Raw genomic sequence first — 11,645 nt, forward strand, 5'->3', positions numbered from 1 at the left:
CGGCATCCCTACGTGCCGTTCTCTCAGGGGCATTTCGCGCATTCGGAGCGTTCATTTTGATTACCGGCATTAAGGGCACGCGTTTCCGCAGGGCCGCCGCTGTGACCCTCACGACCGGCGCCGTGCTGGCAGCCGGAGCCTTCGGCGCCGCGCCCGCGGGGGCCGTCGCCACGCCCACGATCACCGCCAAGGGCGGCTATGTCATGAACAACGGGACCGGTGCGACTCTCTACAAGAAGGCAGAGAACACCAAGCTGTCCACCGGTTCCACCACGAAGATCATGACGGCCAAGGTCGTACTCGCTCAGACGAACCTGAACTTGGACGCCAAGGTCACGGTCTCGAGCGCGTACAGCAACTACATCGTCGACAACGGTTACCTCTCTTCGGCCAACCTGATCGTCGGTGACAAGGTCACCGTCCGTCAGCTCCTCTACGGTCTGATGCTGCCGTCCGGCTGCGACGCCGCCTACGCGCTCGCCGACCAGTTCGGCTCGGGCACGACCCGCGCCGCCCGCGTGAAGTCGTTCATCGGCAAGATGAACACCACGGCTCACAGCCTCGGCATGACGAACACGCACTTCGACTCGTTCGACGGCGTCGGCCACGGTGCGAACTACTCGACGCCGCGCGACCTGACGAAGCTCGCCAGCAGCGCCATGAAGAGCTCGACGTTCAAGACGGTCGTCAAGACCGTCTCCACCAAGCAGAAGGTGACGACCGCGAGTGGCGGCTACCGCTACTACACGTGGGAGAACACCAACAAGCCGCTGCTGACCGGCTACTCCGGCACGATCGGCGTCAAGACCGGCTCGGGTCCCGAGGCGAAGTACTGCCTCGTCTTCGCCGCCACCCGCAACGGCAAGACGGTCATCGGCACGGTGCTCGCCTCCACGTCGATCACCAACCGCACGTCCGACGCCAAGAAGCTGATGAACTACGCCTTCGCCCGCTAAGGCGAGCGGACAGCGGGAACAGACACACCAGAGGGGCCTGCCGGGCGGTGCGCGGCGGGCCCCTCCGGTGTTTCGGGCCGCCCGGGAAACCGAGCCCGACATGCCGAGGGCGCCTCTTCCCGTGCGGGAAGAGGCGCCCTCGGCGGATACGGATCGCTTCCGGCCGGCCGACGGGGGTCAGACCCGCGCGGCCGGTCGGCTCACGCCCAGGTGATCAGCCGCTTGGGCTGCTCCAGGACGGCCGCGGTGTCCGCGAGGACCCGGGAGCCGAGCTCGCCGTCGACCAGGCGGTGGTCGAAGGACAGCGCCAGCGTGGTGACCTGACGGGGCTTGACCTTGCCCTTGTGGACCCAGGGCTGCGGCTTGATCGCGCCCACCGCGAGGATCGCGGACTCGCCGGGGTTGAGGATCGGCGTGCCCGTGTCGACGCCGAAGACGCCCACGTTGGTGATCGTCACCGTGCCGCCCTGCATCGCGGCCGGTGAGGTCTTGCCCTCGCGGGCCGTGGCCACCAGCTCGCCCAGCGACTCGGCCAGCTGCGGCAGGGTCTTGGAGTGGGCGTCCTTGATGTTCGGCACGATCAGGCCACGGGGCGTGGCGGCGGCGATGCCCAGATTCACGTAGTGCTTCTGGACGATCTCCTGATTGGCCTCGTCCCAGGACGCGTTGACGCCCGGGTTGCGCTTGATCGCGACCAGCAGGGCCTTGGCCACGAGCAGCAGCGGATTGACCCGCAGCCCCTGCATGTCCTTGTCCTGCTTGAGCTCCTCGACCAGGCGCATCGTGCGCGTCACGTCGATCGTCACGAACTCGGTGACGTGCGGCGCGGTGAACGCCGAACCCACCATCGCGGTGGCGATCGCCTTGCGGACGCCCTTCACCGGGATCCGGGTCTCCCGCGCGCCGTCGTACGACGCGGCCGGGGCCGGAACCTGGGGCTCGACGCGAGCCGGGGCCTGCGGGACCGCGACCGGAGCGGGCGCCTGTGCCGGGGCGGCCGCAGCGTGCACGTCCTCCCGCGTGATGATGCCGTCCGGGCCCGACGGGGTGACCGTCGCCAGGTCGACGCCGAGGTCCTTGGCGAGCTTGCGGACCGGGGGCTTGGCGAGCGGCCGCTGCTGGGCGGGCGCGGTGCCGTGGCCGTTGAGCTCGCCCTGGATCGCGGTGGCCGCGTAGAGCGTCCCGCTCGGCAGGTCCGGGACCTCGGCTCCCTTACGGGGGCGCCGCTTGGTGGACGTCACCGCCACGCCGTACCCCACGAGGACCGGCGTGCGGCCCGCGGGCTTGGCCTCCTCGGCGGGGGCCGCCTCCACCGCAGGAGCGACGGAAGCAGCCGGAGCGGCAGGTGCCTGTTCGGCGGCCGGGGCCGCCGGCGCGGGCGCCGCGCCACCGGACACGTCCACCGCGATGATCACCTGGCCGACGTCCACCGTCGTGCCCTCGGGGAAGCGGAGCTCGCTCACCACACCGGTGAACGGGATCGGCAGTTCGACCGCGGCCTTGGCCGTCTCGACCTCGCAGACGACCTGCCCGTCGGTGACCTTGTCACCGGGCTGGACGTACCACTTGAGGATCTCCGCCTCGGTGAGTCCCTCGCCCACATCGGGCATCTTGAACTCGCGGAGTCCCGACGCGTTCTCAGTCATCGTCGTCACGACTCTCTCCTAGTACGCCAGCGAGCGGTCGACGGCGTCGAGCACCCGGTCCAGGCCCGGAAGGTACTCCTCCTCCAGGCGGGCCGGCGGGTACGGGGCGTGGTAGCCGCCGACCCGCAGAACGGGCGCCTCCAGGTGGTAGAAGCACCGCTCGGTGATGCGGGCCGCGATCTCCGCGCCCGCCCCCAGGAACACCGGTGCCTCGTGCACGACGACCAGGCGGCGGGTCTTCTCGACCGAGACCTGGATCGAGTCGAAGTCGATCGGGGACATCGAACGCAGGTCCAAGACCTCGATCGACTTGCCCTCCTCCTGGGCGGCCGCGGCGGCCTCCAGGCAGACCTTCACCATCGGGCCGTACGCGACCAGGGTGAGGTCGCTGCCCTCGCGCGCCACCCGCGCCTTGTGCAGCGGACCGGGGATGGCGTCCTTGTTGACCTCGGCCTTGTCCCAGTAGCGCCGCTTGGGCTCGAAGAAGATCACCGGGTCGTCGCTCTGGATGGCCTGCTGCATCATCCAGTAGGCGTCGCCGGCGTTCGAGGGAGAGACCACCTTCAGGCCCGCCACGTGCGCGAACAGCGCCTCCGGGGACTCCGAGTGGTGCTCGACGGCGCCGATGCCGCCGCCGTACGGGATGCGGATGACGACGGGGAGCTTGATCTTGCCGAGCGCCCGCGCGTGCATCTTCGCGAGCTGGGTGACGATCTGGTCGTACGCCGGGAAGACGAATCCGTCGAACTGGATCTCCACGACCGGGCGGTAGCCGCGCAGGGCCAGGCCGATCGCGGTGCCGACGATGCCCGACTCGGCGAGCGGGGTGTCGATGACCCGCTCCTCGCCGAAGTCCTTCTGGAGACCGTCGGTGACCCGGAAGACACCACCGAGCTTGCCGACGTCCTCGCCCATGATGAGGACCTTGGGGTCGGCGTCGAGGGCCGTGCGCAGCGATTCGTTGATCGCCTTGGCCAGCGCCATCTTTTCCGTCGTCATGGCTACTTGCCCTCCCCTGCGTCCGCGAACGACGCCTGGTAGGCGGCGAACTGGGCTCGCTCCTCGTCGACGAGCGCGTGCCCGTCCGCGTACACGTTCTCGAAGATGGCCATGTGGTCCGGGTCAGGCATGGCCCGTACGACCTCGCGTACTCGCTTGCCCAACGCTTCGCTCTCGGTCTCGAGTTCCGCGAAGAACGCCTCGTCGGCGTGGTTCGCGCTCTCCAGGTAGGCACGCAGGCGCAGGATCGGGTCCTTCGCCTCCCACGCCTCGCGCTCCTCGTCGGCCCGGTACTTGGTCGGGTCGTCGGAGGTGGTGTGCGCGCCCATGCGGTAGGTGAAGGCCTCCACCAGGGTGGGGCCCTCGCCGCTGCGGGCCCGCTCCAGCGCCCACTTGGTGACCGCGAGGCAGGCGAGGACGTCGTTGCCGTCGACGCGGACGCCGGGGAAGCCGAAGCCCTGAGCGCGCTGGTAGAGCGGCACGCGCATCTGGCGCTCGGTCGGCTCGGAGATCGCCCACTGGTTGTTCTGGCAGAAGAACACGACCGGCGCGTTGTAGACGGCGCCGAAGTTGAAGGCCTCCATGACGTCGCCCTGGCTGGAGGCGCCGTCACCGAAGTACGCGATCACGGCCGAGTCGGCGCCGTCCTTGGCGATGCCCATGGCGTAGCCGGTGGCGTGCAGCGTCTGCGAGCCGATGACGATCGTGTACAGGTGGAAGTTGTTGCCGTTCGGGTCCCAGCCGCCGTTGTTCACACCCCGGAACATGCCGAGCAGGTTGGTCGGGTCGACTCCGCGGCACCAGGCGACGCCGTGCTCGCGGTAGGTCGGGAAGACGTAGTCGTCGTCGCGGGTGGCGCGGCCGGAGCCGATCTGGGCGGCCTCCTGGCCGAGCATCGAGGCCCACAGGCCCAGCTCGCCCTGGCGCTGCAGGGAGGTGGCCTCCGCGTCGAAGCGGCGGCTCAGGACCATGTCCCGGTACAGGCCGCGCAGCTCCTCGGGGGTGATGTCGGCGACGTACGGGTCGTACGTGGCGTCCTTGACCCGCTTGCCTTCCGGGGTCAGCAGCTGAACGAGCTCCGGCTCGCCGCCCGTCGCCCCGGGCGACTTCTTGGCGGCCGCGCCGGCGCTCCTGCTCGCGGCGCTCTTGGTACCGGTCGTACTGGCGCTCGCGGCGCTCTTCGTACCGGCGCTGCGTCGCGGCTTGCGCGCGGCAGTGCTCTCCACGGTCACGTGTGCTCCTCCGTCGGTCCGGCCCCCGGGGTTGCCGGAAGGCTGGGGTCCCCCTCGCTCGCGGTTCGAGTTCGGGAGAGCGGCTCGCCTGTTCCGGCACCCGTGCACGGGGTGGGTGCCACTCGGCCGGGAACAGGCGTGACAGGTGCCCCGGCGAGCGCCCTGCAACTGCCACGTTACCCAGTGCTTCACATTTCTGTGAAACCCCTCCTGACCTGCGATTTTGATAGGAAATCCAAGTACTTGGAAACGTGAATTTCCTACTAGATCGAGCAGATCGGAACAGTCGCTGGTCACAGCACTGGTCACAGCCTTGCAGGGGGCCGGAACCCTGGCACGTTATCCCGGCCACCCCGGGCTCGGGAAGAGTTCACCTGGGGCAATGCCCAGGGCCGTGTGTGAGACTGACACCGTGCGTGAAATCGGGAAAATCACGGTATTCCTCCTCGATGACCACGAAGTGGTCCGCCGTGGCGTCCACGAACTGATCTCGGTCGAGGACGACCTCGAAGTGGTGGGGGAAGCGGGTACGGCGGCCGACGCACTGGTACGGATCCCGGCCACCCGCCCGGACGTGGCCGTCCTGGACGTACGCCTCCCGGACGGCAGCGGGGTGGAGGTCTGCCGCGAGGTCCGCTCCGCGCACGAGGACATCAAATGCCTGATGCTGACCTCGTACGCCGACGACGAGGCCCTCTTCGACGCGATCATGGCGGGCGCGTCGGGCTATGTCCTCAAGGCGATTCGCGGCCATGAGCTGCTCACGGCCGTACGGGATGTCGCGGCCGGGAAGTCCCTGCTGGACCCGGTGGCCACCGCGCGCGTCCTGGAAAGGCTGCGGGACGGCGGCAGCAAGGACAACGGCCGGCTCTCCCGTCTCACCGACCAGGAACGCAGAATCCTCGATCTGATCGGCGAGGGGCTCACCAATCGCCAGATCGGGGAGCGACTGCACCTGGCCGAGAAAACGATCAAGAATTACGTGTCGAGCCTGCTGTCCAAACTGGGAATGCAGCGCAGGTCGCAGGCGGCCGCCTATGTGGCCCGCAAACAGGCGGAACAGCGACATCCTTGAATGATCAGGGGTTGCGGCACCTCTGGGGCCGGTGACCTCTTTGGAACGGGTGACCCCTTGGGGACGGGTGACCCCTTGGGGACGGGTGACCCCTTGGGGACGGGTGACCCTTTACGGAGACCGGACGGAGAAAGCGGACGAAAAGAATCCGCTCTCCCGGGTCCCGAACGGACCCGGGAGGACCGGACCAGGTCAGCCCACGGTCCCCGCGGCGGGGGACTCGGTGCCGCCGCCGGCCGGCTCGCTGGACTCCGGCTCGTCCGTCGGCGTCGACGGTGTGCTCGGTTCCGCCGTGGTCGGCGCGGTCTTCGTCGGCTCGTCCGTCGGCTCGTCCGTCTGTTCCGGAGTGGTGGCGTTCCGGGACGGCTCGTACGACGGGGGGTAGTCCGTGGTGTCGCCGGTGTTGGTCGAGTCGTCCGACGTGCCGTCGTCCGAGGACTGGTCCGTCGAGTCGTCGGTGGGCTGATCGGTGGAGTCGTCCTGCTTGCTGGAGTGCGAGACGGTCGGCGTCGGCGTGGTGCCGGTCCCCGAACCCGAGCCGTTTCCGGTGTTGTGCAGCGCCAGCGCGACACCACCGGCGATGGCGATCAGCGCGAAGACCGCGAGGATCCACAGCTTGCCGCGGCCGCTGCCCCGGTTTCCGTGCCCCTCGAAGCCGCCGTCGTCACCGGCCCCGTAGGCCGGGATGAGCGGCGCCGGGATCTGCGTGGTGCCGTAGTCGCCGGGGTGCGGCAGCGACGCCGTGCCGGCGAAACCGGCTCCCTGGCCGTGCGGCCCCTCGTGCATGGTGACCGGGCCGGTGTTCCAGGTGCCGGTGTGGCTGCCCTGGTCGTACAGCATCTGGAGCGCGTACTGGACGAGTCCGCGCATCTCCTCGGCGGTCTGGAAGCGGTCGTCCGGATCCTTCGCGAGGGCGCGCATGACGAGCCCGTCGAGCTCCGGCGGCACCTCTCGCGAGACCTCCGAGGGAGGCAGCGGGATGTCCTGGACGTGCTGGTAGACCACCGACAGCGGGGTCTCGCCAGTGAACGGGGGCCGCAGCGCGAGGAGTTCGTAGAGCAGACAACCGGTCGCGTACAGGTCGGAGCGGTGGTCGACGGCCTTGCCGAGCGCCTGCTCCGGGGAGAGGTACTGCGGCGTGCCCATGACCATGCCGGTCTGGGTCATCGTCGACTGCGCGCCGTGCAGGGCACGCGCGATGCCGAAGTCCATCACCTTGACCGCGCCGGTCTCCGTGATGATCACGTTCGCCGGCTTGATGTCGCGGTGCACGATCCCGTGCTGGTGCGAGTAGGCCAGCGCCTCGAGGACACCGGAGACGATGATCAGCGCCTGCTCGGGCCCGGGGGCCTCGGCGTTGATCAGCAGATCGCGGATCGTGTGACCCTCGACGATCTCCATGACGATGTACGGGACGACGCCGTGCCCGACCACGTCCTCGCCGGAGTCGTACACGGCCACGACCGCGTGGTGGTTGAGCCCCGCGACCGACTGTGCCTCGCGTGTGAAACGCGCCTTGGACACGGGGTCCTCGGCCAGATCGGAGCGGAGCAGCTTCACCGCGACGGTCCGTCCCAGGCGCACGTCCTCGGCGGCGAACACCTCGGCCATGCCGCCCCGGCCGAGCCGGTGTGTCAGCCGATACCGGCCGTCGCCGACCAGCCCGCCGTTACCCCACAGCTCCGGCGCATCCGACATACCGCCGCCAGTCGCCTCGGGGTCGGACGGGCCCTGAGCGCGCTGCTGCTGTGCCATCAGTCCTCGCCGTCGTTTCTGCCCGCGGTCTGCGCGGTGGTTGTTACGGTCTCCGTCGGGCCACGCTACAGGCTCCACGTGGGGCGCCGGTCCGAGATGAGCGTGAGATGGACCGGACGTCCCGTCCGTCGAAGTCCGTTGGAGTCCGTCGGTGCACATTCCGTGTACCGGGCGTACGTCACCTGTAACGCTTCCGCGACGCTTCTTTCTCAGACGGTCACGGAACGGGCACCGAGCTTGACGTGTCCGTGCCCTCGGGCAGACTTGGCCCGGAATAAGCCAATCGATCACCGATGCCGCGGGGGACGCAGAAGATGAGCCAGGACGGCGCACAGGGCCGGTACGCGGGGCGCGCGGTCGCCGGCGGCCGCTACCAGTTGCGCGATCTGCTCGGCGAGGGCGGTATGGCCTCGGTGCATCTCGCCTACGACTCGGTGCTCGACCGGCAGGTCGCGATCAAGACCCTGCACACCGAACTCGGCCGGGAACAGGCCTTCCGCGAGCGCTTCCGCCGCGAGGCCCAGTCGGTGGCCAAGCTCACCCACACGAACATCGTCTCGGTGTTCGACACCGGCGAGGACGACCTCGACGGCATGACGACGCCGTACATCGTCATGGAGTACATCGAGGGCAAGCCGCTCGGCTCGGTCCTCGACTCGGACATCCAGCAGTACGGCGCGATGCCCGCCGACAAGGCCCTGAAGATCACCGCGGACGTCCTGGCGGCCCTGGAGATCAGCCACGAGATGGGCCTGGTCCACCGGGACATCAAGCCCGGCAACGTCATGATGACCAAGCGCAACATCGTCAAGGTCATGGACTTCGGCATCGCCCGCGCCATGCAGTCCGGCGTCACCTCCATGACGCAGACCGGCATGGTCGTCGGCACCCCGCAGTACCTCTCCCCGGAGCAGGCCCTCGGCCGGGGCGTCGACGCCCGGTCCGACCTGTACTCGGTCGGCATCATGCTGTTCCAGCTCGTCACCGGGCGGCTGCCGTTCGAGGCGGACTCCCCGCTGGCGATCGCGTACGCGCACGTCCAAGAGGAGCCGGTCGCGCCCTCCTCGGTCAACCGCTCCCTGCCCCCGGCCGTGGACGCGCTGATCGCCCGCGCGCTGAAGAAGAACCCGAACGAGCGCTTCCCGAGCGCCGAGATCATGCGCGACGAGTGCCTCCGGGTCGCCCAGTCGTTCCAGGCCGCCGCGCCGAACATCGTGCCGGGCGCCCAGACGCCGAGCGGTTCGGGCGTCGGCTCCGCCGTCTTCCCGCCGGTCGACCAGGGCACCCCGGCCCCCGGTCCCGTGCAGACGCCGTACCAGCCGAACCCGTACGGCACGCCGACCCCCGCCCCGGCGTACGGCTACCCGCAGCAGGGCGGCTACCCGACTCCGCCGCAGACCTCCGCGTACGCCGGGCAGCACGGCGCCTCCACGCCTCCCCCGTACAACCTCTCGCCCCAGCCCGCCGGCGGCCAGGGGCGCGGCGGGAGCAACAAGTCGGTCGTGGTCGGCTCGGTCCTGGTCGCGATCATCGCGATCGGCGGTCTGATCACGGCGCTCACCCTGAACGGCGGGAACGGCGACGACGACAAGGGCGGCGGCGACAGCACCGCCAGTTCGTCGACCACCGCGGTCGCGGGCCACAAGGGCCCGGACACGTCGAAGACGATCGACACCGAGAAGTGCACGGACCCGACGGAGTCGTACGACGACCCCAAGAAGATCATGGTCCCCGACTTCCACTTCAAGAACCTGACCTCGGTGAAGTCCTGCTTCCAGGCCGCCGGCTGGCGAATGAAGATCACGCAGGTGGACGAGAACACGTACGGCGAGGACACGATCATGGACCAGTTCCCCTCCGCCGGTGACGACGTCGACCCCAAGAACATGCCCGAGATCGAGCTCAAGGTGTCCTCGGGCGACCCCTCCTAGGGTCCTGGGCACTCGCCCTGGACACCCCGCTTCCCCGGACACCCCGGGCGGCCTGGGTGTCCGGGCTCGGAAACGGAACGGGAAGCGGAATCGGAACGGGCCCGGCACGTGCGTGCCGGGCCCGCTTCTTGTCGGTGATGATCGCCCGGCGCCGGGTGACGGGGGCGGTGACTCGATGACCCGCGTGGTCGGCCGACGACACGCGGGGCTGGTCGACAACACGCGTGACGGGTCGGCAACCCCTCGTGGTTACAGGTACGGCCCGCCCGAACGGCCGCCCGTACGGGGGTCCTCGTCGCCCTCCAGGCCGCCGACACCCGGCGGAAGCGCACGGCGCATCTGCTCCAACTGCGCCCTGGCCGCCATCTGCTGGGCGAACAGGGTCGTCTGGATCCCGTGGAAGAGCCCTTCCAGCCAGCCCACCAACTGAGCCTGCGCGATCCGCAGTTCGGCGTCGCTGGGGGTCCCCTCGTCCGTGAAGGGCAAGGAGAGCCGCTCCAGTTCCTCCACGAGCTCCGGAGCGAGACCGTCCTCCAGCTCCTTGACGGAACTCGCGTGGATCTCCTTGAGGCGGACCCTGCTGGCCTCGTCCAGGGGAGCGGCGCGCACTTCCTCCAGAAGCTGCTTGATCATGCTCCCGATGCGCATCACCTTGGCAGGCTGTTCCACCATCTCCGTCACCGGGATCTCGCGGGAGTCCTCGTCCCCGGTGCCGCCGAGAGCCATCCCGTCCTGTCCGACGACCAGGATCTGAGGGTTCTCCGGCGACCGTTCGTTCCTCGGCATCTCCATGCCGCCATTCTCTCGCACCCACGTACTCCATCACGGTGGTGCCCCCCATACACAGTGATCCACCACCTACGTCGGCCCAGTTGGCGAAATGAGGGGGTGCCACGGCCTCTGAAGTGCGCGAATGACGTCACTTTCTGTCGAGATGCCGGGATCACGACGTCATGTGAGGCTGGTTGCGTCGATCACGGCACCCATCTTGGCGAACCGTTCCGGGAGGGGGTCACCGACGTGACTCCAAGGCTGCGCACCCTGCCCACGGCCGGACTCCTCGCGGCGGCCCTGCTGACCGGCGCCGCCCCCGTCACCCATGCCGCTCAGGCAGCCTCCGGGAGCTTCTCGTCCACGGCCGCGGCCAGGTCCGGAGTTCTCGCGACCACCAGGGGGCACGCGTCCACCGCCCTGGCCCGCTCCGGGGACCTCACGCCCGTCGCCCTGGCCCGCTCCGGGAGCCTCGCGCCCACCGCCGGGGCCGGCTCCTGGAGCGGCGGCGCGGCCGCTGTCTCTCGGGGGCCGTCGGCTGCCGACGGCACCTCACCGGCTCCGCCCACCCGCGGCAGCGACTCGCCCGCTCCTTCCGCGGGGGAGACCACCACGCCCACCCCGTCCACCTCGACCGCCCCGTCCACGCCGCCCACGCCGGGGACCGGATCACCGCATCCGTCACCCGGACGGACCACCCCGTCCGTTCCGTCCGCGCCGTCCGCGCAGGGGCCTACCGCCTCGGACGCGGCCCGTCCCACGGCCTCCGATCCGGCCCGCCCCACCCCGACGGCGGACCCCTCCCGCTCCCGCGCGGGCAGCTACGCGGGCGAGGGACGCGAGCGGCCCGGCCGCACGGAGCAGGACACTCCGGACGGCCGGGACAGCCAGGACTCCGACAGCCCGGACCTCCAGGACACGGCCCCCGCCGCGGACACCGCGATCACGGAGCCGAGCGAGGCCACCGACCCCTCGGGCGACAACGCGGCCCCCGTCCAGCAGAGCGTCGTGGGCACGCCCGAGGGAGAGCTGGCGATCCTGCCGCTGGGCAGCGGCCTGGTCCTCATCGGCCTGGGCCTGGCCCTGGCCTTGCTGGGCCTGCGGGTACGCAACGGCTGAGCAGCCCCCGGAGGGCGGCAACCGTTGCGGCCGAGCGGGCCCCACTAGGGCCTGTCTGACAATTCCCGTCGTCGCCCGAAGGGCGGCCCGGCGGCGTCATGGGGGTCCCCCCTGCTCGAGCGGAGCCGAGAGCTCGGGGGAGCGTGCTCTCGGCGTGCCGG

9 protein-coding genes are annotated in these 11,645 nt (G+C 69.9%); 4 read left to right on the forward strand and 5 right to left on the reverse strand.

Features of this window, described 5'->3' with window-relative positions; all coding sequences use genetic code 11:
* The first annotated feature begins 56 nt into the window (after positions 1-56).
* Positions 57-956: a D-alanyl-D-alanine carboxypeptidase family protein gene (locus ACWEBX_RS09165; protein WP_451884262.1), complete on the forward strand. Its 900-nt coding sequence runs from the start codon at positions 57-59 to the stop codon at positions 954-956.
* A gap of 200 nt (positions 957-1,156) precedes the next feature.
* On the opposite strand, the gene ACWEBX_RS09170 is transcribed toward ACWEBX_RS09165, so the two are convergent.
* The 3 genes from ACWEBX_RS09170 to pdhA are packed head-to-tail and all read right to left on the reverse strand — an operon-like array spanning position 1,157 to position 4,833.
* Positions 1,157-2,611 carry a dihydrolipoamide acetyltransferase family protein gene (locus ACWEBX_RS09170; RefSeq protein ID WP_451884263.1) on the reverse strand — a complete coding sequence of 485 codons (1,455 nt, stop codon included), beginning with the start codon at positions 2,609-2,611 and terminating at the stop codon, positions 1,157-1,159.
* A 9-nt stretch (positions 2,612-2,620) separates the two neighbouring features.
* Positions 2,621-3,601 (reverse strand): alpha-ketoacid dehydrogenase subunit beta, encoded by a 981-nt coding sequence (locus ACWEBX_RS09175; RefSeq protein ID WP_451884264.1) that lies wholly within the window; start codon positions 3,599-3,601, stop codon positions 2,621-2,623.
* Positions 3,602-3,603: 2 nt separating this feature from the next.
* Entirely contained in the window at positions 3,604-4,833 is a 1,230-nt protein-coding gene (pdhA, locus tag ACWEBX_RS09180) for a pyruvate dehydrogenase (acetyl-transferring) E1 component subunit alpha (protein ID WP_451884265.1), read from the reverse strand.
* Between the two features lie 412 nt (positions 4,834-5,245).
* On the opposite strand from pdhA, the gene ACWEBX_RS09185 reads away from it, so the two are divergent.
* On the forward strand, positions 5,246-5,908 hold the full coding sequence (locus tag ACWEBX_RS09185; RefSeq protein WP_451884266.1) for a response regulator: 663 nt from the start codon (positions 5,246-5,248) through the stop codon (positions 5,906-5,908).
* A gap of 192 nt (positions 5,909-6,100) precedes the next feature.
* Here the strand turns inward: ACWEBX_RS09185 and ACWEBX_RS09190 are convergent, their stop codons facing one another.
* Entirely contained in the window at positions 6,101-7,663 is a 1,563-nt protein-coding gene (locus tag ACWEBX_RS09190; protein ID WP_451884267.1) for a protein kinase domain-containing protein, read from the reverse strand.
* 314 nt (positions 7,664-7,977) lie between these two features.
* Between ACWEBX_RS09190 and ACWEBX_RS09195 the strand changes: the two genes are divergently transcribed.
* The gene (locus ACWEBX_RS09195) at positions 7,978-9,594 is read left to right on the forward strand and encodes a protein kinase domain-containing protein (RefSeq protein WP_451884268.1); all 1,617 of its coding nucleotides are present in this window, start codon (positions 7,978-7,980) and stop codon (positions 9,592-9,594) included.
* A 249-nt stretch (positions 9,595-9,843) separates the two neighbouring features.
* On the opposite strand, the gene ACWEBX_RS09200 is transcribed toward ACWEBX_RS09195, so the two are convergent.
* Positions 9,844-10,386 (reverse strand): bacterial proteasome activator family protein, encoded by a 543-nt coding sequence (locus ACWEBX_RS09200; protein WP_037614800.1) that lies wholly within the window; start codon positions 10,384-10,386, stop codon positions 9,844-9,846.
* Between the two features lie 228 nt (positions 10,387-10,614).
* Between ACWEBX_RS09200 and ACWEBX_RS09205 the strand changes: the two genes are divergently transcribed.
* A complete protein-coding gene (locus tag ACWEBX_RS09205; RefSeq protein ID WP_451884269.1) occupies positions 10,615-11,484 on the forward strand; it encodes a hypothetical protein in 870 nt (289 codons plus the stop codon).
* Positions 11,485-11,645 lie beyond the last annotated feature (161 nt).

The organism is Streptomyces sp. NPDC005070 (genome assembly GCF_053600395.1).